We start from the raw sequence: 23,107 nt of genomic DNA, 5'->3' as shown, positions 1-23,107 counted from the left end.
TGCGGGACGGGACCGGTGGGGCCCGGCGCGGTTCCACGCCGCCGGGGATCCGCGGTCCGCGAGGCCGGGTCGGCGCGACGGGCCGGGCGGCGGGGCGTGATCAGCATCGCGCTCTCCCCCTAGTCCACCGAGGCCGACGTGGTCGACGCGGAGCCGGCGGCCGCTGCTCGGGCGCGGGCGTCGCGCGCCCGGTTCCGGCGGCGCAGCCGCGGCAGCGTGATAAGCCCCACGGCACACGCCGCCACCAGCAATGTGACGGTCAGCACGACGAACGGGGTGTCGAAGACCGACAGCGACACCGACGCGAACGCGATGATCGCGGCCCACAGGTACATCAGCAGTACAGCGCGGGCGTGGGAGTGCCCCAGCTCCAGCAGCCGATGGTGCAGATGCTTCTTGTCGGGGGCGAACGGCGACTTCCCGGCCAGCGTGCGGCGCACGACCGCGAGCACCAGGTCGGCCAGCGGCAGCGCGATCACCAGCAGCGGGAGGAAGACCGGCAGGAACAGCGCGATCCCGTGCACGCTCGTGCGGCCGTCCGGGTAGAACTGGCCGGTCACGGTGATGGTGATCGAGGTCAGCAGCAGGCCGAGCAGCATGGCGCCGGTATCGCCCATGAAGACCCGGGCCGGGTTGAAGTTGTGCAGCAGGAACCCGATACACACGCCGGCCAGGATGATCGCGATCATGGCCGGGTAGGACTGCCGCTCGAACCCCTGGTCGACCGCTGCGACGTAGTAGTAGGCGAAGAACGCGAACGCCGAGATCGCCACGATCCCGGCGGCGAGGCCGTCGAGCCCGTCGGCGAAGTTCACGGCGTTGATGGTGACGACGATCAGCACGACCGAGACGAGCGAGCCCAGCATCGGCCCGAGCGACAGCTGCGTGCCCGGCACCGGCAGCCAGAGCATCTGCACGCCCGACCACACCATGATCCCCGCCGCCGCGGTCTGCCCGGCGAGCTTGGGCACGGGCCCCATCCCCCACCGGTCGTCGATGATCCCGATGACGACGATCAGGCCGCCGGCCAGCAGCAGTCCGCGCCAGGTGTTGTAGACGAAGACGTCCTGCAGGTGGGGCAGCCGGTAGGAGATCAGCAGCGCCGCGGCGAAGCCGCCGTAGATGGCGATGCCGCCCATGCGCGGGATCGGCTCGGAGTGCACGTCGCGGTCGCGGACCGGGGGGACCGCGCCGAACGTGATCGCCGCACGCCGTACGAACGGGGTCAGCAGATAGGTGACCGCCAAGGCGATGACGAAGGTGAGCGCGTACTCACGCACGGCGTTTCTGGTGCCTTCCTCGGATTGCGCGCCGACGGCGGGGGGAGCCGGCGGAGGCGGTCGGCGGTTCGGCGCTGGGCTGACGGCTTCTGCTGCTGGTGCTGCCCTCGGGCGGAACGGGCCGCGAACCGGCGAGGCGGGACGGCGGTCGGCCACCGGCCGCCCTCGGGACGCGAGGGGGCGGTCGCGACCGCGGTGCGAGCGACGTCGGATACGGCTGCCGTTCCGGTGACCGCGGCGCAGTCGAAACTAGCACTACCTGCCGCGGGTGCGCGGCAATACGTTTCGACTACGCAGAGTAAGAAAAGTGCGCCGTGTCACAGTTCGCGTCCGGGATCCGGGCGGCCGGTCCCCCCGGCGCGGACACAGGCCACGGAGGCCGACGCGCAGCACGCCCGCGGCATGAGGAGGCGCCCCCGGCCCGCGGGACCCGCGGGCCGCCGTGCGACGGCCGGGCGGTGCACCGCCGCCCGCGCTGCACCGAAGCCGCTGCGCAGCGGGGAGACCGGCGCGCGCGGGACGCCGTCGTCGAGCGGCGCCGCCCACCCGGTGCGCCGGACGCATCGGGCACGGCCCGCTCGCGGCGCCCTCCCGATCCCTCCGAGCGTCCGGGGTGCCGGTGCCGCCTGCCCGCCGGCACCGGCACCCCGGACGCGCTCCGTAGCCGCCGCCGATCGCGGGCGCTGCATTCTTTGCGCTTTCTTAGCGCCCCGGCACGTTAGAACCGGGCCGAACCCCGTTGATCTTGTAGCCATCGTGAAGGAAAGCGATTTCCATTTGCGATGGCTACAAGATCAACGGAGATGCGCCCGAGTCAGGCCGTGCCGCCGCGCTCGGCTCCGGTCTCGGAAGAGTCGGCCCGCTGCGCCTCGCCGGACTCCGGGGACGCGGCCGCGGCCGCGTCGGGCGACGCACCGGGGGCGGCCGGTGCCGCTTCGCCCTTCGCGGTCGGCTCGGCGTCGTCAGCCGCCGCCCCCGCGGTACTTCCGGCGGCACCCGGGCTCTCCCCCGAGCCGGTGCCCGCGGGCTCCTCAGCGCCGTCCTGGGCGGCCTCGTCGCCGGTCTCTCCCTCGCTCGTGGAGCGCCGCTTGGGCACGCCGATCACGGTGCCGCAGACCGCGCGCAGCCGCTGCACGGAGATCGCCCCGTCACGCAGCACGCGCGGAACTGCGTAGGTCAGGTCGACGATCGTCGAGGGGGTGTCGTCGGCGCACGCGCCGCCGTCGAGGTAGGCGGCGACGGCGTCGCCGAGCTGCTTCTCGGCCTCCTCCGCCGTCGTGGCGGCCGGGTGCCCCGACAGGTTCGCGCTGCTCACCGCCATAGGGCCGACCTCCTTCAGCAGCTCAAGTGCGACCGGGTGCATCGGCATGCGCACCGCCACGGTCCCCTTGGTGTCGCCGAGGTCCCACGAGAGGCTCGGGGCGGCGGCGCAGACGATGGTCAGCGGCCCGGGCCAGAACTCCTCGATGAGGTCCTGGCCGTAGTTGCCCAGGTCCTCGATGAGCGCCTGGGCGGCACGCACGGAGCCCACGAGCACGGGCGGCGGCATGTCGCGACCGCGCCCCTTGGCGTCCAGCAGCGCCGACACGGCCGCCGGGCTGAACGCGTCGGCGCCGATCCCGTAGACGGTGTCGGTGGGCAGCACCACCAGCTCGCCTCGGCGGACGCTCGACGCCGCGTCGGCGATGCCGTCCTTGCGCCCCTGCGCGTCTGCGCAGTCGTAGCTGCGGCTCACCTGAGGTCACCTCATCTCTCGTCGGCGCCCGGACGGGCGCGCTGACCGCCTGCCTGTCATGTCGCGGGAACGGCGGCGCACGCCGCCGGCGCCGCCATCAGTCCTCGGCTCGGCGCATGACCACGAACCGGTCCCGGTGGGCCAGGTCCTTGCGGTTGCGGACGTCGCGCCAGCCCTGCTCCTCGGGGAAGAGCCGCGGGATGTCGATGCCCTGGCCGTCGCCGTGCTCCATGGCCATCGCCCCGCCCGGCCGGAGCAGCCGGCGCCCCACCGCCTCCAGGTCGCGGATGGCGTCCAGGCCGTCGTCTCCGGCCCACAGCGCGGGGCCGGGGTCGTGGTTGGCGACCTCCGGCGGTATGAGCGCCGCCTCGGCGGTGGGCACGTAGGGCGGATTGGAGATCACCAGGTCCAGCCGCCCGTCGAGGTCGGCCGGCGGCGAGCGCATGTCGGCCTGGTGGGCGGTGATGCGGTCGGCGTGGCCGCTGGCGTCGATGTTGCGTTTGGCCCAGCTCAGCGCGTCGGGATCGAACTCGACCGCGTGCACGCGCGAGCGGGGGACCTCCTGGGCGATGGAGATGGCGATGGCGCCCGAGCCGGTGCCCAGGTCGGCCACCAGCGGGTCGGCCACGTCCATGGCCCGCAGGGTGTCGATCGCCCAGCCCACCATGATCTCGGTTTCGGGTCTGGGCACGAACACGCCGGGACCCACCTGGAGTTCCAGGTAGCGGAAATAGGCGCGCCCGGTGATGTGCTGGAGCGGCTCCCGCGCGGCGCGGCGGGCGACGCACTCCCAGTAGAGCGCGTCGAAGTCGGAGTCGGCGACTTCGTGCAGCTCTCCTCGACGAACGCCGTGCACGAACGCCGCGAGCTCCTCGGCGTCGGTGCGGGGCGAGGGGACGCCCGCCTCGGCCAGCCGCAGCGTGGCCCGGGCGACCTCGTCGAGCAGGAAGTTCATGACTCGGCCTGCTCCAGCCTTTCCTTGGTGTCGGCGTCGATGAGCGCCTGCAGGACACCGCCCAGGTCGCCGTCGAGGACCTGGTCGAGATTGTAGGCCTTGTAGCCGACACGGTGATCGGAGATGCGGTTCTCGGGGAAATTGTAGGTCCGCACACGCTCGGAGCGGTCGACCGTGCGCACCTGGCTCCGGCGTTCGGCGGCGGCCTCGGCGTCGACGCTGGCCTGGGCCTCCGCCAGGAGCCGGGAGCGCAGGATGCGCATGGCCTGCTCCTTGTTCTGCAGCTGGCTCTTCTCGTTCTGGCAGGAGACCACTATTCCGCTGGGCAGGTGGGTGATGCGCACCGCGGAGTCGGTGGTGTTGACGCTCTGCCCGCCGGGGCCGGAGGAGCGGAAGACGTCCACACGCAGGTCGTTGTCGTTGATCTCGACCTCGACCTCCTCGGCCTCGGGCACGACGAGGACGCCGGCGGCCGACGTGTGGATGCGCCCTTGGGACTCGGTGACCGGCACGCGCTGCACGCGGTGCACGCCTCCCTCGAACTTCAACTGGGGCCACACGCCCTGGCCGGGCTCGGGCGCACCCTTGTTCTTGAAGGCGATGGTGATGTCCTTGTAGCCGCCGAGGTCGGAGGGCGTGGAGTCGATGACCTCGGTCTTCCAGCTGTGGCGCTCGGCGTAGCGCAGGTACATGCGCACGAGGTCGCCCGCGAAGAGCGCGGACTCCTCGCCGCCCTCGCCGGCCTTGACCTCCATGATGAGGTTCTTCTCGTCGGCGGGGTCGCGCGGGATGAGCAGATGGTGCAGGCGGTCGACGAGCTCCTCGCGGCTCTTCTCCAGCTGCCTGGCCTCGTCGGCGAAGGCGGGGTCCTCGGCCGAGAGCTCCTTGGCGGTCTCGAGGTCGGACTCGACCTGCGTCAGCTCGCGATAGGCGGAGATGATCGGCGTGAGCTGGGAGTAGCGCTTGCTCAGAGCGCGCGCCTGCGACTGGTCGGCGTGCACGGCCGGGTCGGCGAGCTGCTGTTCCAGCTCGTAGTACTCGCCCAGGAGGTCGTCCAGCTTCACGTTTGGTATCCAGCTTCCGTCGGTGGCGTGGTGATCGGGTGCGCGCGGGCCCGCGGGCGCGGGTGTGCTCGCGCGGCCCGCGAGGCCTGCCTACGAGCAGCGGCGCCGGCCGCGCGGCCCGGAACCGGACCGCGCGCTCCGGCGCCGCCTGCGGAGCTACTTGTTGGAGCGCTTGCCGAAGCGCTTCTCGAAGCGGGCGACCCGGCCGCCGGTGTCCATGATCTTCTGCTTGCCGGTGTAGAACGGGTGGCAGGCGGAGCAGATGTCGGCCCGGATCTCACCCGACGGCGCGGTGCTGCGGGTGGTGAAGGTGTTCCCGCAGGTGCAGGTGACCTGGGTTACAACGTACTCGGGGTGGATGTCGGCTTTCACGTGGATCTCCTCGCTAGTGGCGGTCGCCGGGCGCCCTCGGCAGGGCGCGCACTGGTGCGCGCCGCATGGCTGCCTTCGACGGCGTGAACCGGTACCGCGGCGGTCGATATACCAGTTTGCCAGACCTTCGAACAAGAACCGACCAGCGGCTATTCCCGACCGCGGCGAAGGCGGGCGGACGCCCCGCACCTCCCATGCACGGGGGCGTCCGCCCGGCTCGTCCGGCGTCAGCGGACGTCGGTGCCGGAGGGCTCCCTCCCCGGGTCGCCGCCGCGCGCCGCGCGCCGGATCAGCACCACCAGGGCCGCCAGCGCGCCCAGGATGAGCGCGAGCATCAGCAGTCCCGCGTTCAGGCCCAGGCCATAGGCCATCAGGTAGGTCAACGCACCGGCCGCGAGCAGGTAGTACGTCATCGGGATGAAGGTCTGGCGGATCAGGTCCCCTTCACGCCCGACCAGGCCGACGACGGCCGACGCCGCGACGACGTTGTGCACGGTGATCATGTTCCCGGCGGCGCCCCCGACCGCCTGCCCGGCCACCACGGTCTCGGGCGCCACGCCGATGTGCTCGCCGGTGGAGAACTGGAACAGCGAGAACATCAGGTTGGAGACGGTGTTGCTGCCGGCGACGAACGCGCCGAGCGCGCCGATCCAGGGGGCGAGGACGGGCCAGGAGCCGCCGGCCGCTGCCGCCGCGCCCTGCGCCAGGGTGAGCGGCATGCTGTCCAGTCCGCCGGCGCTGAACTCCGACCCGGAGTTGATGAAGACCCGCACCAGCGGGACCGCGAACAGCAGGGCCACCGCGGCGCCGGCGAGCTGGCCGCCGGCCATGCGCCATGACGCGGCGATCTGGGTACCGCTCATGCGGTGCAGCGCGTAGGTGACCAGGCAGGCCAGGATGAAGACCGCGCCGGGCGAGTACAGCGGCTGCACGGCGTCGCCGATCGAGGTGCCGAACAGCTCGCTCGCGCCCAGCTCGAACGACTGCAGCCACTCCGGCACGCCGGGAAGCACCCGGGTGGCCACCAGGACCGCCGCGACCAGCAGGTAGGGCGACCACGCGCGCAGCAGCCCGATGGAGGGCGCGCCTCCGGCGGATTCGGGGCCGTCGCCGTCGCCGGGGCTGAGCCGTCCGGTCCAGCGGGCCGGCCAGCTCTCGCGCGGCCCGAAGTCCCAGGTGGTCTTAGGCAGCAGGAAGCCGCGGCGGGCCGCGGCGACCACGATCAGCAGGCCGGTGAGCCCGCCCAGCAGCGAGGTGAACTCCACGCCGAGGAAGGCGTTGTAGAGCACGGAGGGGATGGTCATGGAGAAGGCGGCGAACAGCGCGAAGGGCCAGACTTGGAGGCCGTCGGCGAAGCGGCGGCGCTCGCCGTAGAAGCCGCAGAGCAGGCAGCACAGGAAGAGCGGGATGAGCGTTCCGGTGATGCCGTGCACGATCGCGGTCTGCAGGCCGATCCGCTCGACGAGCTCAGGCACGGCCAGCCCCAGCTCCTGCGCCCGCTGCTGCACCGCCTCCGAGCCGGCGAGCCCGCCGTCGACCCCGACCAGGATGGGTGTTCCCACGGCACCGAAGCTGACCGGCGTGCTCTGGATGACCAGGCCGACCATGACGGCCGCCATCGCCGGAAAGCCCAGCGCCAGCAGCAGCGGGGCGACGATGGCGGCGGGGGTGCCGAAGCCGGAGGCGCCTTCGATGAAGCTGCCGAAGAGCCAGCCGATGATGATCGCCTGAACGCGGCGGTCGGAGCTGATACCGGTGAAGGTGGCGCGAATGGTGTGGATGGCTCCGCTCTTGGTGAGCGTGGCCAGCAGCAGGAGCGCGCCGAAGATGATGTAGAGCAGGCCGACGGCGAGGATGAGGCCCTGCACCGTGGAGGCGGCCACCGCGCTCCACTCGATCTGCCACACGGTTACGGCGACGAGCACGACGACGACGTAGCCGGCGGGCATCGCGTACTTGGCGGGCAGGCGGAATCCGACCAGCAGGACGCCGACGACCAGGATCGGCGCGATGGCGAACAGGCTGAGGAGGGGGAGGCTGTCCATCCTTCACTCCCGGGGGTGGAGTCGTACACGGTATCCAGTACACGCCGTACGCCGTGACCTTAGATCACATGATCCCGTCGGGTAAAGGTCGAAATGCCGCGGTATCCGCGCATACGCAGTTCAACCGGCTCACATGGGTTCACAAATCGCAACGGACTCGCTCCCGTGCGCGTCGGACATCGCGCCGGGGCGGCGGGGTTGGCGCGAGCGGCGCGAGGGATAGGGAGCGGTTCCGGCGCGAAAAAGCGCGGCGCCGCATCCGATCGGGATGCGGCGCCGCGCTCACACGTGCGGCGCTGCGCGGCGGCCGAGTGCGGACCGCCGCGCCGCGTCAGTGCTCGTTGGGTCCGCCCACCGTGGTCTTCTGCACCTGCAGGAGGAACTCGGTGTTGCTCTTGGTGTCCTTCATCCGCTCCAGCAGGAGCTCCAGCGCCTGCTGGATGTCCAGGGCGTGCAGCACCCGGCGGAGCTTCCAGATGATGTTGAGCTCCTCGCCCGACATCAGGATCTCCTCCTTGCGGGTGCTGGAGGACACCACGTCGACCGCGGGGAAGATCCGCTTGTCGGACAGGGACCGGTTGAGCTTGAGCTCCATGTTGCCGGTGCCCTTGAACTCCTCGAAGATGACCTCGTCCATCCGCGAGCCGGTCTCGACCAGCGCGGTGGCCAGGATCGTCAGCGAGCCGCCGTTCTCGATGTTGCGGGCGGCGCCGAAGAACCGCTTGGGCGGGTACAGCGCGGTGGAGTCGACACCGCCGGAGAGGATGCGCCCGCTCGCCGGCGCGGCGAGGTTGTAGGCGCGGCCGAGCCGGGTGATGGAGTCGAGCAGCACCACCACGTCCAGGCCCATCTCGACCAGGCGCTTGGCGCGGTCGATCGCCAGCTCGGCGACGGTGGTGTGATCCTCGGCCGGACGGTCGAAGGTCGAGTGGATGACCTCGCCCTTGACCGTGCGCTGCATGTCGGTGACCTCTTCCGGCCGCTCGTCGACGAGCACGACCATCAGGTGGGTCTCCGGATTGTTCTCGGTGATCGCGTTGGCGATCGACTGCAGCACCATGGTCTTGCCGGCCTTGGGCGGCGAGACGATGAGCCCGCGCTGCCCCTTGCCGATGGGCGCCACGAGGTCGATGATCCGCGTCGTGAGGATGCCGGGCTCGGTTTCGAGCCGCAGGCGGTCCTGCGGGTACAGCGGCACCAGCTTGGAGAACTCCGGGCGGTTGCGCGCCTGATCCGGGGTCATGCCGTTGATGGTGTCCAGGCGCACCAGCGCGTTGAACTTCTCGCGGCGCTCGCCCTCGCGCGGCTGGCGCACCGCGCCGGTGATGGCGTCGCCCTTGCGCAGACCGTTCTTGCGCACCTGAGCAAGCGAGACGTAGACGTCGTTGGCGCCGGGCAGGTACCCGGTCGTGCGGACGAACGCGTAGTTGTCCAGGATGTCCAGTATCCCGGCGACCGGGAGCAGAACGTCGTCGTCGCTGACCACGGGCTCGGGGTCCTGGCGGTCGCGGCGCCGGTCGCGGCGGTCCCGGCGACGCCCGCGCCGGCGCCCGCCGGCGAAGTCGTCGTCGCCTCCTCCGCCTCCGCCGCCGCGGTTGCCGCCGCCCTGCTGCTGGCCGCCGTCCTGGCTCTGCTGCTGGCCGTCGCCGCCGGAGTCATCGCGGTTGCCGCGGTTGCGCCGGTTGCGCTGGCGCTCGCGGCCGCCGCCCTGCTGGCCGCCCTGGCCGCCGCCCTGCCCGGACTGGCCGCCCTGGGAGTCGGTCTTCTGGGAATTGGATGTCTTCGTCACGCTGCTCGCGGGGGTAGAGGGATCGGTACCGTCCGAGTGCCGGTTCTGGTCTGCGGAGTCCTCACCGCGCTTGCGCGGGGACCGACGGTTGCGGGCCGGCTTCTCGGAGCCGCCGGCCTGCGCGGACTCGGAGCCGCGCCCGCCCTGTTCGGCCTTGGCCGAGCGGGCCTCGGCCGCGGGGGCGCTGCGCCCGGCGTCCTGCTTCTCGGTGTCGCGCTGCTCGGTGTCGGGCTGCCCGGAAGCCCGCTGCCCCGCGGCGCCGCCCTGCTGCCCGGCGCTCTTGTCAGGACCGTCCGCGGCCTGCTTGGCCGAGCCGTCGGACTGCGGCGCCGACACCGGGCCGCCCTGCTTCGCCTCGATGGCGGCGATGATGTCGTTCTTGCGCATCCGCCCCGTGCCCGTGATACCGAGACTCGACGCCAGCCGCTGGAGTTCGGTCAGCTTCAGCGCCGACAGTCCGGTGCCACCGGACCGCGACCGGGACGACGTGCTCTTTCTGGACGAGGTCGCGGCGTCGCCGGCGTCCGCAGCGGACGCGGTCGTCTCCTGCTGCTTACTGACCGCCGCGTCCGTGTGGAGTTCGGTGGTGTCGCTCACTAAGGGTCCTTCCCAAGGAGCGGGCTCAGGCCGTCATCGTGTCGTTAACGGCCGGCCCGGTGGTGCGAACCGGCGGGGGCCGGGTCGGGCATGCCCCACGCGGATGTGTCGGGAACCGTCGATCCCCTACCCGATCGCGGCGGGCTCTGGGTACAGCCAGGCGTGAGGGCGATGAGTCCGGTAGTGCCGCCCGTGAACCGTTCTGCCGCCCTCGACGGGCGAGTCGGCGACACAGTCAGGGTGGACGGATTCACGGGAGCGCCGCGAACTCAACACAGTGGTAACCGTGCGCAGTGATCGCATGGCCAAGACCACGTACACCTTGGACGCGGAAAACACTGTGGCGGATGAGCACACGCCCCGCATCGGGGCATCTGGTGCTTCACCCAGCCTAACATCACCGGAGCCCACAGCTATTCCTTGACACAGGTCTATGAACGGGGAGTTTCGATCCACGCTCCTGCCGGATCGATGGCTAAGGGGCGTATGTGCCAATGCTTACCCGTCCGGTGCCGAATCGAATCAACCAGGTCGTCACTGATTTGCGGGACATCCGCCGCTTCCGGCGATGCAGGCCCGTGCGAGTCGGGCCCTGCGTCGACCAGCACGAGGACTGTGGGCCCGGCCCCCGAGACCACCGCCGCGAGCCCGTCGAGTTCACGCAGCTCACCGGCGATCCGCAGGCTCTCGGGCATCGCCGGGCGCCGGTACTGCTCGTGCAGCCGGTCCTCGGTGGCGTCCAGTAGCAGCTCGGGGTGGCCGGAAACGGCCGCCACCAGCAGCGCGGCGCGTCCCGCGGTGAACGCCGCGTCGGCGTGCGGCACCGTCGCGGGCAGCAGACCGCGCGCCTCCTCCGTCGAGAGCCTGTCCTCAGGCACGCACACCACAGGCCGCAGCCGCGCCGACGGCGCCATTCCGGTCGCGCGCCACTGCCCGTCGCCGCGCCAGGCGACGGTGAACCCGCCGTAGACGCACGGCGCCACGTTGTCGGGGTGCCCCTCGATCCCGGCGGCCAGCCGGAACACACGATCGCGGTCCAGGCGCCCCAGCGCCGGGTCCTCACCGCTGAGCAGCGCGGTCGCCGCGCAGACGCCCGTCACGATGGCCGCGGCCGACGATCCCAGTCCGCGCCCGTGCGGAATGCGGTTGGTGCAGCGCAGGTGCAGACCGGGCAGCGGCTCCCCCGCCTCCTCGAACACCGCCCGCATCGCCCGCACCACGAGGTGGGTGCCGTCGCGCGGCACGTCGGCCGCACCCTCGCCCTCGACGTCGACGACCAGCCGGCCGTCTCCGGTCAGGCGGACGTCGGCCTCGTCGTGCAGGCGCAGCGCGAGCCCCAGGGCGTCGAATCCGGGACCGAGGTTCGCGCAAGTGGCGGGAGTGCGGACGTGCACACCGGCAGGGCGCGTCTGGAGCATGCGAACGCTCTTCCGTGGTCGGGGGTCGGATACGGCGCGGAGCCGCGTCGGCTTTAGGCCAGGCCGAGGGCCGACGCCGCCGCGTGCGCGTCGACGGGCACCGTCGTGGCGGTGGACGCGCCCGCCAGCGCCCAGTCGGGGTCCTTGAGGCCGTTGCCGGTCACCGTGCACACCACGCGGGTGCCGCGCTCGATGTGGCCCGCCTCGACCGACTGGATGAGCCCCGCGACGCTTGCGGCCGAAGCCAGTTCGACGAACACGCCCTCCTCGGCGGCCAGCATCCGGTAGGCGGCCAGGATCTTGCGGTCGGTGACCGAGTCGATGCGCCCGCCGGACTCGTCGCGCGCCCGCTCGGCGTAGAGCCAGGAGGCCGGGTTGCCGATGCGGATGGCGGTGGCGATGGTGCGCGGCTGCTCGACGGGGGCGCCTGAGACGATCGGAGCCGACCCGCTGGCCTGGAACCCGAACATGCGCGGCGCGGACGTGGCGGCCCCGGAGCCGGCGTACTCGCTGTAGCCCATCCAGTAGGCGCTGATGTTGCCGGCGTTGCCGACCGGCAGGCAGTGCACGGCGGGTGCGTCGCCCAGCGCGTCGACGACCTCGAAGGCCGCGGTCTTCTGCCCCTGCAGGCGGTAGGGGTTCACCGAGTTCACCAGCGCGACCGGGTAGTCCACCGACAGCTTGCGGGCCAACTCCAGGCAGTCGTCGAAGTTGCCGTCGACCTGCAGCAGCTTGGCGCCGTGCACCAGAGCCTGGGCGAGCTTGCCCATGGCGATCTTGCCCTGGGGCACCAGCACCGCGCACGTCATCCCGGCCCGCACGGCGTAGGCGGCGGCGCTGGCGCTGGTGTTGCCGGTCGAGGCGCAGATGACGGCCTTGGCGCCCTCCTCGGCGGCCTTGGTGATCGCCATCGTCATGCCGCGGTCCTTGAACGACCCGGTGGGATTGAGGCCCTCGACCTTGAGGAACACCTCGCACCCCGTCAGCTCGGAGACGCGTGCGGCCGGAACCAGCGGGGTCCCGCCCTCCAACAGGGTGACGACCGAGGTGTTCGCAGTGACCGGGAGATGGTCGCGGTACTCCTCGACCACCCCCCGCCATGCCCGTGCCATGCTCACGACAGGGCCCTTTCGAGAAAGTGCGGATGGAAAAGCGTATTCGCGAAGCGGCCGTGCCGCGGATAGGAGCACGACGCCCGATCGCGCGGCATGCCCCGGTGGATGTGCGCGGCAGGTGCGGCGGACGCCGTCGGGCGCCGCCGCGCGGCCGTGCGACCGCCTCCGAGTCTAGAGCCCGAACGCCGTGGCGCGTGCATCCCGCGATCCTCGTCTCAGCAGTTGGGACGGTGTTTTCGCGCGGCGCGCGCCCGTCTGCGCGCCGCCGCGCCCGCGGGCGTCACACGTCCTCGGAGAACGCCTCGACGCGCATCACACTGGCCACCGACCGCACCATGTCCAGCCCGCGCAGCCGCTCGACCGTCTCGGCCAGGGCGGAGTCGGGCGCGATGTGGCTGACCAGCACCAGCTGCGCGTCCTCGCCGGAGCCCTCTTGGCGCACGTTCTTGATGGACACGCCCATCTCGGAGAAGACCTCGGCGACGCGTGCGAGCACGCCCGGGCGGTCGGCGACGTCCAGCGATATGTGATAGCGCGTGACCGTCTCGCCCATGGGGTGCACCGGCAGCCCGGTGTCGTGGCCGCCCTCTCCCGCGAAGGTCCCGGCGAGCCGGTTGCGCGCCACGGCGACCAGGTCGCCCAGCACGGCGCCGGCGGTGGGTACTCCCCCGGCGCCGGGCCCGTAGAACATCAGCCGGCCGGCCGACTCCGCCTCGACGAACACGGCGTTGTAGGCCTCGGTGACCGCGGCGAGCGGGTGCTCGCGCGGCAGCATCACGGGGTGGACGCGCACGCCCACCGAGCCGCCGTCGGGGGTGCGCTGGCAGATCGCCAGCAGTTTGACCACGCAGCCCATCTCCTTGGCGCCGGCGATGTCGCCCGCCGAGACCTCGGTGATGCCCTCGCGGTGCACGTCGGCCGCTGTGACGTGCTGGGTGTGGAACGCGAGCCGTGCCAGGATCGCCGCCTTGGCGGCCGCGTCGAACCCCTCGACGTCAGCGGTGGGGTCGGCCTCGGCGTAACCGAGCGTCTGCGCCTCCTCCAGCGACTCGGCGAACCCGGCCCCCTGGCTGTCCATCCGGTCCAGGATGAAGTTGGTGGTGCCGTTGACGATGCCCAGCACCCGGTTGACCCGGTCGCCGGCCAGCGAGTCGCGCAGCGGGCGCAGCAGCGGGATCGCGCCGGCGACCGCGGCTTCGTAGTAGATGTCGACGCCGGCCTCGCGCGCGGCGCTCAGCAGGGTCGCACCGTCCTCGGCCAGCAGCGCCTTGTTCGCCGTGACCACGGACTTGCCGGCCTTGACCGCCTCCAGGATCAGCGACCTGGCCGGCTCGATTCCGCCGATGACCTCGACCACGAGGTCGATGTCGGGCCGTGTCACCAGCTCCGTGGCGTCGGTGGTGAACAGCTGGGGGTCGACGCCGGTGCCGCGATCGCGCCCCAGGCGCCGCACGGCGATCCCGCCGATCTCCAGGGGCGTTCCCACCCGTGCGGCGAGTTCGGACGCCTGCTGGTCGACCAGCCGCACCACTTCCGCACCCACAACGCCGCATCCCAGCAGCGCCACCTTCATCGCCATAAGAGGAGTGACTCCCACTTCTGTCACGTCGTGCCGTCCACTTCGTCCGCCGCCGGAGGCGCGCTAGTCAGCCTACGTCCAAGCGGAGCAGGTCCTCCTCGGTCTCCCGGCGAACCAGCGTGCGGGGGACGCCGTCGCGCACCGCGACCAGCGCGGGGCGCGGAAGGTGGTTGTAGTTGCTGGCCATCGAGAAGCAGTAGGCGCCGGTCGCGGCGACGGCCACCAGGTCGCCGGGGCGCACGTCGGAGGGCAGGTACAGGTCGTGCACGATGATGTCGCCGCTTTCGCAGTGCTTGCCGACGAGGCGGGAGAGCACCGGCTCGTCAGCGCCGGCGCGCGAGACGAGCGCGCAGGTGTACTCGGCGCCGTAGAGGGCGGTGCGGATGTTGTCGCTCATGCCGCCGTCGACGCTCACGTAGGTGCGGATGCCCTCGACGTCCTTGACCGTGCCGACCTCGTAGACCGTGATCCCGGCCGGCCCCGAGAGGGCGCGGCCCGGCTCGACCGCGATGCGCGGCATCGGCAGGCCGTGGGAGTCGCACTCGCGCTGCACGATGCTCAGCAGGCTCTTGGCGATGGCCTCGGGCTCCAGCGGGGTGTCGTCGGAGACGTAGGCGATCCCCAGGCCGCCGCCCAGGTCCAGCTCGGCCAGATCGGCTCCGGTCTCGCGGTGGACGCTGGTGAGGAACTCGGTGACGCGGCGCGCGGCCACCTCGAACCCGGCGGTGTCGAAGATCTGCGAGCCGATGTGCGAGTGCAGGCCGACCAGCTCGACGTGCTCGCAGGCCAGCACCCGCCGCACCGCCTCGGCCGCGGCGCCGGTGCTCAGCGCGAGGCCGAACTTCTGGTCGTCGTGTGCGGTGGCGACGAACTCGTGCGTGTGGGCCTCGACGCCGGTGGTCACGCGCACCAGGACCTTGGGGACGCGGCCGCGCTCGCCGGCGATGCGCTCCAGGCGCTCGATCTCGTCGAACGAGTCGACGATGATGCGCCCCACCCCGGCCTCGACGGCGCGGGCGAGCTCGGCCTCGGACTTGTTGTTGCCGTGCATGCCGATGCGCTCGGGCGGCATGCCCCCGGCCAGGGCGACGGTCAGCTCACCCCCGCTGCACACGTCGAGCTTGAGCCCTTCCTCGTGCACCCAGCGGACGACAGCCCTGGTGAGCAGCGCCTTGCCGGCGTAGTAGACGTCGGCCTCGGCGTCGCTGAAGGCCTCGCGGTAGGCGCGGGCGCGGCGGCGGAAGTCCTCCTCGTCGATCACGAACAGGGGGGTTCCGTACTCGGCGGCCAGTCGGCGCACACCCACACCCCCGACGGCCAGCTCGCCGTCGGAGTCGCCGCGCCCTGCGGTGGCGGGCCATACGCGCGGGTCCAGGCGCGCCAGGTCGCGCGGCGGGCTCGGTGGGTTCTCCTCGGGCAGCACCTCCGCGTGGCGGGGACCCGCGGGGTGGGCGTATCGGCTCATCAGTGTGCGCTCTCGACGTGTGGACGGGTTTTCGTGCCGACTCCGGGGCGGTCCGGGCCGGGCCGGCGCGGTCGGGGCCGGGGTCGGCCGAACCGGGGGTGGTGCGGGCGGTGGGGCTCGGTGTGCGCGGCGGCGCACGCCGACGTCCGGCTCCGGGGGCCGATCCATCTGCGGGCCCGCGGCGTTGCGGGCGGTCGGCGGGCGCCCGCTCGGTGGAGGCGCCCGGGGCCTCTCCGCCGGTGCGGCGTCCGGGGTTCCCCCGGGGAATCCGCGCTGCGGACACGGGCGGTCGTCGCCTTCGGAGTACTCACAGCCTTGTGGGCGCGGACACGCCGAGCAGGGACAGACCCGCGCGCAGGACCTCGGCCGCCGCGGCGCACAGCCGCAGCCGACCGAACGCGGACGCCGGTTCCCTGCCCGCGGGGCCGCCGGCGGCCCCGACGATCAGTCCGCCGCAGGAACCCCGCCAACCATGGTAGGCAGCCGCGAGACCTTCGAGGTATCTGACCAGCATATGGGGTTCGCTACGTCTCCGCGCCGCGTGGAGCACCAGCGGGCCGTCGTACAGCGCTCCGGCGAGCTCGGCGGCCGCGGGCGGCTCCAGCGCGGCTGCGAGGACGGCGTCGACGTGCTCCCCGGCGGGTTCGGAACAAGCGCAGCCCTCGGGCGTCCGCGCCGCTCGGGCCTCGTGCGCCTCCCGCGCCCAGCGCAGGGTCGAGGCGGCGTGGGCGTGGGCGTAGCGGACAGCGAAGGCGGGATTGGCCGCGGTGCCGAGCACCCAGGCTCCGGGACGCTCGGCGGTCGGGACCGCCGGCAGGCCGGGGCCGGTCTCCTCGCTCGGCCGCGGCCGAGCGGCCGCCGAGCGGCAGAAGGCGACGCGCGCGCTCGCCTCCCCGACGGTCGCGAGCAACCGTGCGGCGGGGGTCGTGCCGTGGCCGCCGTCGAGCCGGGGGTCGCGCCAGGAGACCTCGCGCGGGGGTGCGCCGGCAGCGCCCTCGCCACCGGGCTCCGGCGCGGTCCCGACGGAGGATTCCGAGCCGGTCCCGACGGCGGCGTTCATCCGCAGGAGGGCGTCGGCGCGCGCCAGGCGGCGGAGGTCCTCGACGCTGGAGGCTTCGTCGAGCGGTGCGGAGGCGGACCGCTCCCCCTCTGCCGCGGGCACGGGCACCGCGGCGCTCGGGGCCGGGGCACCCTCACCGTGCCGGCCGGGAGGGTCGCCGAGGCGGCCGATGCCCTCCAGATAGTGCAGGTAGCCGCGTAGGAACCGGTCCCCGTCGGCGGCCGCGGCGCGCACCATCGCGGCGCGCGCCTCCGGGTCGGCGTCGAGGGTGACGAACCCGCCGCGCTCGACCCCGGCGTCGGCCACCCCGGGGCAGTCGCGCAGCCGCTCGGCCGCCTGGGCGGCCAGCCGGACAGCGTTCAGCCCGAGCGGGCGGGCGGCACGCAGCGGCAGCGCGCTCGTGCAGCGGGAGTGGCCCGGCGGCGCGGCCCGCCGCGGCTCGGCAATGGGGACGTCCTCCGGAGGGCACTCGGCGGCGCGGGCCACGGCGCCGCGTAGCAGGGCATCCACACGCCACGGGGCAGCGCCGTCCGGCCGCCACCACATGCCCTGTGCGTCGGGGCGGTCCGCGGCCACGGATCAGCCGGCCTGCTCGGCCCGGTTGCCCGCCGCGAGCTCGCGGACCAGGCGGATGAGCTCCGTGGGGTCGAAGGGCTTGGTCAGATAGGCGTCGACGCCGATCTCCTTCCCTCGGCGCACATCGTCCTCCTGTGCGCGGGCGGTGATCAGCAGCACGCGCATGCTGCGCGTGGCGGCGTCCTCGCGCAGCCGCGACGCCGTCACCCATCCGTCGAGCCTGGGCATCATGATGTCCAGCGTGATCACGTCGGGCTGGACCTCGCCCACACGGGCGAGGCAGTCCTCGCCGTCAACAGCGGTGTGCACCTCGAAGCCTTCAAGCTGCAGGTTGACGGCGATCAGCTGCCTGATCACCTCGTTGTCGTCGACCACCAGTACCCGTGCCAGAGCATCACCCACGGGCGCGAGACTAACGGTCCGCCCCCCGTCTTCGCTGGCGATCCGCCAAGCCCGCGGATTCTGGGCGATCCACCCCCCGGAGCCTGCTAGTCTTGATCTCGAAAGCGCCCCCTTAGCTCAGGGGATAGAGCAACGGCCTCCGGAGCCGTGTGCGGAGGTTCGAATCCTCCAGGGGGCACAGCACCAAGAGCAGCGACTCTCACCCGATGACCAGCGGAGACGCATCTGCGCCCGCTGGTTTTCCCTTTCACCCCGCTCCACCCGCGACGCCAGCACCGTTGATCTTGTAGCTATCGCAAACGGAAATCGTTTTCCTTCACGATAGCTACAAGATCAACGGTGGTCCCCACCGGCGGCGGACTAGGTCTGAACGGTGTGTCGGGAGGACTGCTGGAACCTCCGCCGAGCCGCCGCGTCCGGCGGAGGGGAACGGGCTAGACTGCCGAACCTGTGACCTTCGGACGGCTTCGACTCGGGACGGCGTAGGGCTGTGCGGCAGAACCTCGGCAGCACCGCCCGGCGCAAGCTTGCTCTCGCCCGGAGCCGGTTGACCGGACGGGCCCCCCTTCGCGGACTACTGGTGCGCCTGCAGCACCCGTCGGTGATCGTGGTCGGCAGCTTCGCCGCCGTGGTCCTCGCAGGCACCGCGATGCTGATGACGCCGTGGGCCTCCCGCGACGGCTCCGCCACCGGGCTCGAGAACGCGCTGTTCACCGCCACCTCCGCGGTGTGCGTGACCGGGCTGATCGTCCTCGACACCGCCTCCTACTGGTCGGGCCTGGGCATCGTAATCATCGGCGCCCTGATCCAGGTCGGCGGCTTCGGCATCATGGCCCTGGTCTCGGTGGTCGTGCTGCTCCTGGCCCATCGCGTAGGCCTGCGCATGCAGCTCAGCGCCCAGATGGAGACCAAGGCGCTGACCATCGGCGAGGTGCGCCGCGTCGTGCAGGGCGTCTTTCTGGTCAGTGTCAGCGTCGAGGCGGTGCTCGCGCTCGTCCTGGTGCTGAGGCTGGCCCTGCACCACGGCTACTCCTGGCCGCGGGCGCTGGAGTACGGCGTGTTCCACGCGATCTCGGCGTTCAACAACGCCGGCTTCGCGCTCTACACCGACAGCCTGGTCGGTTTCGACACCGATCCGTGGATCCTCGTCCCGATCGCCCTCGCGGTCATCGCCGGCGGGCTCGGGTTCCCCGTATGGTTCGAGCTGTGGCGGCACGCGCGGCGCAGCGGCCGCCGCGGGTGGTCGCTGCACTTCAAGATCACCACAGCGATGACCGCCCTGCTGCTCGTGGTGGGAACGGCGCTGATCACCGTGCTGGAGTGGCGCAACCCCGCGACGCTGGGCGCCTACGACGACGCCGACAAGCTGCTCAACGGGTTCTTCCACGGGGTCATGCCGCGCACCGCCGGGTTCAACAGCCTGGACGTCGGCGAGATGCGGCCCTCCACCTTGCTGGCCACCGACGTGCTGATGTTCATCGGGGGCGGGAGCGCCGGCACCGCCGGCGGCATCAAGGTGACCACCTTCGCGCTGGTGGGCTTCGTGCTCTGGTCGATCGTGCGCGGCGAGTCCAGCGTGCACGTGATGGGGCGCCGCCTGGAGACCGGCGCGCAGCAGCAGGCGCTTGCCGTCGCGCTGCTGAGCATCGGCGCCGTCATCGGCTGCACGCTCGTCCTGCTGTCCACGACGCGGTTCAGTCTGGACCAGGTGCTGTTCGAGACGGTGTCGGCGTTCGGCACGGTGGGGCTGTCGACCGGCATCACGGCCGAACTCCCCCCGTTGGGCCACCTGCTGATCACGCTGCTGATGTTCGTGGGCCGCCTCGGGCCGATCACGCTGGCGACCGCGCTGGCGCTGCGCACCACGGGCCGCCGCTTCGAACTGCCCGAGGAGCGCCCGATCGTCGGCTGAGGAGCAGGGCCGGCCGAGGACGGTCGAAAGCGCCGAGAGCAGCCGAGGCCGGCGCCGAACCGCGACGGCCGGGACGCCGCGTCCCGCTCAGCGGGGTGCGGCGGCCCGGCCGTTCGCATCGGACTCCGCGGGCTCAGGCCGCGGCGTCGGGTTGCCTCGGACGCTCGAGCGCGTACCGGAGGAGGATCTTCAGAACGTTGCCCGCCGAATTGCGGTCGCGGGCGTCGAAGTCGATGATCGGCACCTTCGGGGCGATCTCCAGCGCCTCGCGGATCTGGTCGACGGTGTAGGGGAGGTCGTCGTCGAACCGGTTGACGGCGACGATGTAGGGCACGCCCTGCGTCGTCTCGAAGTAGTCGATCGCGTCGAAGCAGTCCGCCAGCCGGCGGGAGTCGACGACGATGACCGCGCCGATGGCGCCGCGGACGATGTCGTTCCACATGAACCAGAACCGCGCCTGACCCGGCGTGCCGAACATGTACATGATCAGCTCTTGTTCGAGAGTCAGCCGGCCGAAGTCCATGGCCACTGTGGTGGTGACCTTCTCCGGGGTGGAGGAGAGGTCGTCGTGCTTCTCGCTTGCTTCGGTCATGACGGCCTCGGTTGAGACCGGGGGGATCTCCGATACCGAGCCGACCAGCGTGGTCTTGCCCGCACCGAATCCGCCGGCGACTACCACCTTGGCGGAGACGAGCGACCGACCCGTTGCGCTGGAGCTACTGGAAGAGACGTTCGAGTCCACGAAGCGCCCTTTCAAGAACTTGGTTTTCCGACGGGCTGTGGCCGGTGATTGTTGGGTGGATGTAGACGAGCTCCTGGTCGGCGAGGTCGCTGAGCAGGACCTGCGTTACACCCAACGGAATCTTCAGTGCCGCGGAGAGCTCGGCGACCGAGCGCGTCTCGCGGCACATCTCGTAGATGCGCTGTGCTTCGGGAGGCAGGTTGGACGGTGTCTCGGTGCCCGCGTCGGCCGCCGAGACGAGAGTCTGCACCAGCAGCGGATGGCGGGAGCGGGTGCGACCGCCGGTGAAGGTGTAGGGGCGGATGCGCCCGCGCCTGCTCCTGCGGTTCCTCATTCGGCTGCCACCCTCTTCGTCCCCGCCCATGCGCACGGGCGTTCGTTGACTGGCAATGGTTCCCTCACGGTGACACGACCCCGCGCAGCTGTGAGCGGAGCTGCGGGGTGAGCGCGTGCCCTGCGCTCTCCACCAGCTTGGTCATCTGGTAGGCGACGACCTTCATGTCGGCGCTGGGTGCGCTGAGCACCGCCAGGCACGAGCCGTCGCTGATCGACATGACGAACAGGTGACCGCGCTGCATGCGTACGATCAGCTGCTCGCACTCGCCCTTGCCGAACATCTTCGCCCCGCCCAGCGCCAGGCTGTGCATGCCGCTGGCGATGGCGGCCAGCTGCTCGGCGTACTGCTCGGGGAAGTCGCGAGACGCGGTCAGCAGCAGGCCGTCGGAAGAGACCACGATGGCGTGCTCGACGCCGGGGACGTCATCGACGAAGTTGGAGATCAGCCAGGTGAAATTCTCCGCGTCGGCACTCTCACTCAAGCGGTTGTCCATTTCGGTCCAGCTTCTTCAGTGGTTCGGGTGGTGGTCCTGAGCCGATCCGGGCGGTTATGCATCCTCGTCGCCCCGCGCGGCCTCCTCGCCCTCGACGAATCCGGCGAGGTCGTCGCGGATGCGCTCGGCTCTGTCCGCGGACTCCGCCTCCTCGGCCCTCTCGGCCTGCTCTTCGGAGTCCCAGGTCTCTGCGACCGGCATCGGCGACGTGGTGCGGTGTGCGCTGCGGCGCGGCAGGCCGGCGGGGGTGACCGACGAGGAGGAATCCATGGCGCTGCGCTCCTCTTGCGCATTCTGGACAGGAGCCGCTGCCCTCGGGGACTCGGGGGCCGAACGGCGCGGAGCCGGGGGAGCCGCCGGGAGCGGGGGTGGCGCGGGGGCGGGAGCGGAGGGCTGGGGACCCGTCTTGCTGACCAGGCCGGAACCGACCACCACGTGGGCGCTGATCCCGCGGAAAGCGCGCGCCTCCAGCTGCACCTCCATCCCGTGGCGGTGGGCGATGTTGCTGACCACGTACAGGCCCATGTGCCGCATGACCTGCTCGTCGAGCACGGGTTCACCGCGAAGGCGCTCGTTCAGGTCGGTGATCTGGTCGTCGGGGATGCCGATGCCCTCGTCCTGGACCGTGATCAGCAGGCGCTCGCCGTCGACCATGTACTGGCCGCTGACGACCACCTGGGCGTGCTCGGGCGACTTGCCCGTCGCGTTGTCCATCAGCTCGGCGAGCAGGTGGCTGAGGTCGTCGGCGGCCGTGCCCGCGACGAAGACCTGCGGCAGCCGCCCGACCTGGACGCGCTGGTAGTCCTTGATCTCCGAGATCGCGGCGCGCGCCACGTCGAGCATCGGTACGGGCTCGGCCGAGGGGTCGCCGGTGTCCTGGTCGGCGAGCACCAGCAGGTTCTCGCTGTTTCGCCGCATCCGCGTGGCCAGGTTGTCGATCTTGAACAGGCTGTCCAGCAGCTCGGGATCCTCGCTGCTGTCCTCCAGGTCCTCGACCACCTCGATCAGCGAGTCGACCAGAGCCAGGTCGCGCATCGCCAGGCCGGCCAGGGTGCTGGTGACGAGCTTCACCGACGCCTGCTCGCCGCCGACCGCGACCGGCGCGGTGGCGCCGCCCGACTCGCCCTGCCCGGGCGCCTCCGCGGGCGCGGCAGGTTCCGCCGGCAGCGCCGGCTCGGCCTGCTGGGGCACCCCGCTCGGGGTGTGGTGCCAGGCCGACCCGCCCTGCGGCGGGGGCTGGGAGGGCTGCTGGTAGGCGTCGGGCCGGGGGTACCCGGGAGCCGGGGGCGGGTACTGCGGCCAGGCCGCCTGGGGCGGTCCGGGGTGGTGGGCCTGGACCGCGCCGTTGGGCACCGGACGGCCGTTGAACTGCTGGTTCAGCGCCTGCTGCTGGGCAGCGAACAGCTCGTTGGCGGTCATCCCCTGCTGCGCCGCTCCGCGTCTGCCGATGCCGAGCCGTCTCAGCATCCGCTTCCAGCGGCCTTCAGGCTGCGGCGCCGGCCACATGGGCGGCGGGGGGTTCTGATGTGTGACCGGCGGCTGCGCCGGGGGCGGATTCCCCTGGCCGGCCGATGACGACGCCTGCGCCACGGCACACCTCCTCTTATGCGGGAACGGGTGAGCGGCGGCCGGTTCGCCGAGTCCCGCGAGCCGGAGCAGCGTGGGGCGCTGCTCCGAGCGGTCACCCGGGTCCGCGCCGCGGGCAGAGCCAGACGCACTCCGCGACAGACCGCCCCCGAATTCCTGGACCGGGCACGATCCCATTGCAGCAAGCGCCTGGAATCCGACGAATCGGCGGTTACGCTAGCACAGGAAAGCCGTTCCGTAGAGATATCGCCCGACAGCGCACACCGTAGAAAAACTCGACGCGGGGGTTGCGGCCCGCCAAGCCGCCGCAGATACCCGCGAAACCAGACATTTAGTGCGGCACAATTCGGGACCTGCCGACCGATCTCAAACCTACCGCCACGACGGCCCTCCGGCCTCCCGGCCTCGATGCGCAATACGCATGACGACCGGGGCCGTCTTCGCCGACCGCGGGGAATGCGGCACTGACCTGGAACGGGCTTCCGCGGGAGACGAGAATCCGCGTGCAGGTTCGCACTCAGGGCAGAAAACGCAGCCGGTGAGCAAGATCACGTTCACTGCCGAAGCATGCACCGAGCATGATT

18 protein-coding genes and 1 tRNA gene are annotated in these 23,107 nt (G+C 71.7%); 2 read left to right on the top strand and 17 right to left on the bottom strand.

Translation table 11 applies throughout. From position 1 onward, the window contains the following. Positions 1–119: 119 nt before the first annotated feature. The 13 genes from RM446_RS06285 to RM446_RS06225 form a co-directional block, all read right to left on the bottom strand. Positions 120–1,280, bottom strand: coding sequence for an MraY family glycosyltransferase (locus RM446_RS06285; protein ID WP_311544165.1), 1,161 nt, complete (start codon positions 1,278–1,280; stop codon positions 120–122). Positions 1,281–2,094: 814 nt separating this feature from the next. Then, on the bottom strand, positions 2,095–3,015 hold the full coding sequence (locus RM446_RS06280; RefSeq protein ID WP_311544164.1) for an L-threonylcarbamoyladenylate synthase: 921 nt from the start codon (positions 3,013–3,015) through the stop codon (positions 2,095–2,097). A gap of 97 nt (positions 3,016–3,112) precedes the next feature. Beyond that, positions 3,113–3,970: a peptide chain release factor N(5)-glutamine methyltransferase gene (gene prmC, locus RM446_RS06275; protein ID WP_311544163.1), complete on the bottom strand. Its 858-nt coding sequence runs from the start codon at positions 3,968–3,970 to the stop codon at positions 3,113–3,115. Then, a complete protein-coding gene (prfA, locus tag RM446_RS06270) occupies positions 3,967–5,034 on the bottom strand; it encodes a peptide chain release factor 1 (protein ID WP_311544162.1) in 1,068 nt (355 codons plus the stop codon). Before prfA ends, prmC begins: the two co-directional genes overlap by 4 nt. Before the next feature lie 156 nt (positions 5,035–5,190). Then, the gene (gene rpmE, locus RM446_RS06265) at positions 5,191–5,406 is read right to left on the bottom strand and encodes a 50S ribosomal protein L31 (protein WP_311544161.1); all 216 of its coding nucleotides are present in this window, start codon (positions 5,404–5,406) and stop codon (positions 5,191–5,193) included. Positions 5,407–5,633: 227 nt separating this feature from the next. Continuing rightward, positions 5,634–7,451: an L-lactate permease gene (locus RM446_RS06260; RefSeq protein WP_311544160.1), complete on the bottom strand. Its 1,818-nt coding sequence runs from the start codon at positions 7,449–7,451 to the stop codon at positions 5,634–5,636. A gap of 331 nt (positions 7,452–7,782) precedes the next feature. Then, positions 7,783–9,837: a transcription termination factor Rho gene (gene rho / locus RM446_RS06255; protein ID WP_311544159.1), complete on the bottom strand. Its 2,055-nt coding sequence runs from the start codon at positions 9,835–9,837 to the stop codon at positions 7,783–7,785. Between the two features lie 431 nt (positions 9,838–10,268). Beyond that, positions 10,269–11,255 (bottom strand): homoserine kinase, encoded by a 987-nt coding sequence (thrB, locus tag RM446_RS06250; RefSeq protein ID WP_311544158.1) that lies wholly within the window; start codon positions 11,253–11,255, stop codon positions 10,269–10,271. A gap of 53 nt (positions 11,256–11,308) precedes the next feature. Further along, entirely contained in the window at positions 11,309–12,367 is a 1,059-nt protein-coding gene (thrC, locus tag RM446_RS06245) for a threonine synthase (protein WP_311544240.1), read from the bottom strand. 283 nt (positions 12,368–12,650) lie between these two features. After that, positions 12,651–13,949, bottom strand: coding sequence for a homoserine dehydrogenase (locus RM446_RS06240; RefSeq protein WP_311544239.1), 1,299 nt, complete (start codon positions 13,947–13,949; stop codon positions 12,651–12,653). A 67-nt stretch (positions 13,950–14,016) separates the two neighbouring features. Next, on the bottom strand, positions 14,017–15,414 hold the full coding sequence (lysA, locus tag RM446_RS06235; RefSeq protein WP_311544157.1) for a diaminopimelate decarboxylase: 1,398 nt from the start codon (positions 15,412–15,414) through the stop codon (positions 14,017–14,019). A gap of 307 nt (positions 15,415–15,721) precedes the next feature. After that, on the bottom strand, positions 15,722–17,050 hold the full coding sequence (locus RM446_RS06230) for a DALR anticodon-binding domain-containing protein (RefSeq protein ID WP_311544156.1): 1,329 nt from the start codon (positions 17,048–17,050) through the stop codon (positions 15,722–15,724). A gap of 3 nt (positions 17,051–17,053) precedes the next feature. Continuing rightward, a complete protein-coding gene (locus RM446_RS06225) occupies positions 17,054–17,452 on the bottom strand; it encodes a response regulator transcription factor (RefSeq protein ID WP_311544155.1) in 399 nt (132 codons plus the stop codon). A gap of 106 nt (positions 17,453–17,558) precedes the next feature. Between RM446_RS06225 and RM446_RS06220 the strand changes: the two genes are divergently transcribed. Both RM446_RS06220 and RM446_RS06215 read left to right on the top strand, forming a co-directional pair. Further along, positions 17,559–17,630, top strand: a tRNA-Arg gene (locus tag RM446_RS06220). A gap of 402 nt (positions 17,631–18,032) precedes the next feature. Continuing rightward, on the top strand, positions 18,033–19,364 hold the full coding sequence (locus RM446_RS06215) for a TrkH family potassium uptake protein (protein WP_398694569.1): 1,332 nt from the start codon (positions 18,033–18,035) through the stop codon (positions 19,362–19,364). A gap of 133 nt (positions 19,365–19,497) precedes the next feature. On the opposite strand, the gene RM446_RS06210 is transcribed toward RM446_RS06215, so the two are convergent. The 4 genes from RM446_RS06210 to RM446_RS06195 form a co-directional block, all read right to left on the bottom strand. Next, entirely contained in the window at positions 19,498–20,106 is a 609-nt protein-coding gene (locus RM446_RS06210; RefSeq protein ID WP_311544154.1) for a GTP-binding protein, read from the bottom strand. Continuing rightward, a complete protein-coding gene (locus RM446_RS06205) occupies positions 20,081–20,440 on the bottom strand; it encodes a DUF742 domain-containing protein (RefSeq protein ID WP_311544153.1) in 360 nt (119 codons plus the stop codon). Before RM446_RS06205 ends, RM446_RS06210 begins: the two co-directional genes overlap by 26 nt. Before the next feature lie 64 nt (positions 20,441–20,504). Further along, complete coding sequence (locus RM446_RS06200) at positions 20,505–20,936, bottom strand: roadblock/LC7 domain-containing protein (RefSeq protein WP_311544152.1); 432 nt, start codon at positions 20,934–20,936, stop codon at positions 20,505–20,507. Between the two features lie 54 nt (positions 20,937–20,990). Beyond that, positions 20,991–22,403, bottom strand: coding sequence for a sensor histidine kinase (locus RM446_RS06195; protein WP_311544150.1), 1,413 nt, complete (start codon positions 22,401–22,403; stop codon positions 20,991–20,993). Between the last annotated feature and the right edge of the window lie 704 nt (positions 22,404–23,107).

The sequence above is a fragment of the Streptomonospora wellingtoniae genome, from assembly GCF_031845375.1.
Lineage (GTDB): Bacteria > Actinomycetota > Actinomycetes > Streptosporangiales > Streptosporangiaceae > Streptomonospora > Streptomonospora wellingtoniae.
This window is presented reverse-complemented; position numbering and strand designations above follow the sequence as displayed.

Coding starts and splice junctions, on each gene's coding strand:
- prmC (WP_311544163.1), bottom strand. CDS start 3,970: ATGAACTTCCTGCTCGACGAGGTCGCCCGGGCCACGCTGCGGCTGGCC.
- lysA (WP_311544157.1), bottom strand. CDS start 15,414: ATGAGCCGATACGCCCACCCCGCGGGTCCCCGCCACGCGGAGGTGCTG.
- thrB (WP_311544158.1), bottom strand. CDS start 11,255: ATGCTCCAGACGCGCCCTGCCGGTGTGCACGTCCGCACTCCCGCCACT.
- RM446_RS06240 (WP_311544239.1), bottom strand. CDS start 13,949: ATGGCGATGAAGGTGGCGCTGCTGGGATGCGGCGTTGTGGGTGCGGAA.
- RM446_RS06205 (WP_311544153.1), bottom strand. CDS start 20,440: ATGAGGAACCGCAGGAGCAGGCGCGGGCGCATCCGCCCCTACACCTTC.
- RM446_RS06260 (WP_311544160.1), bottom strand. CDS start 7,451: ATGGACAGCCTCCCCCTCCTCAGCCTGTTCGCCATCGCGCCGATCCTG.
- thrC (WP_311544240.1), bottom strand. CDS start 12,367: ATGGCACGGGCATGGCGGGGGGTGGTCGAGGAGTACCGCGACCATCTC.
- RM446_RS06195 (WP_311544150.1), bottom strand. CDS start 22,403: ATGCTGAGACGGCTCGGCATCGGCAGACGCGGAGCGGCGCAGCAGGGG.
- RM446_RS06200 (WP_311544152.1), bottom strand. CDS start 20,936: ATGGACAACCGCTTGAGTGAGAGTGCCGACGCGGAGAATTTCACCTGG.